Below are 266 nucleotides of genomic sequence, written 5' to 3' on the forward strand. Positions count from 1 at the left end.
GAAGAGCTTAAACTGGATGTTGGCCTAAATGAATTCCCAGACGTTATCGGCGACATTGGCAACTATGATGTTGATAGCAACGCAGAGGCTGCAGGTAAGCTTGATTTGGCTAAAATTTACATCGAGATGAGTGACTCGCAAGGTGCAATTAAGCTTCTAGAAGAGGCAATCGTTGACGGTAGCGATGATATTCGTCGAGAGGCAAAAAACCTGATCGATTCGTTAAACGGTCGATAAATTAAAAATCATAAAGGGTAGCGTTGGCT

1 protein-coding gene is annotated in these 266 nt (G+C 42.9%); it reads left to right on the plus strand.

What is annotated here, in order from left to right:
• Positions 1-237: FimV/HubP family polar landmark protein (locus AB4486_RS24125; protein ID WP_372119155.1), on the plus strand; the 237-nt coding region annotated here is incomplete at its 5' end.
• Between the last annotated feature and the right edge of the window lie 29 nt (positions 238-266).

This window comes from Vibrio sp. 10N.222.55.C6, from assembly GCF_041473395.1.
In the GTDB taxonomy this organism is placed as follows: domain Bacteria; phylum Pseudomonadota; class Gammaproteobacteria; order Enterobacterales; family Vibrionaceae; genus Vibrio; species Vibrio crassostreae_C.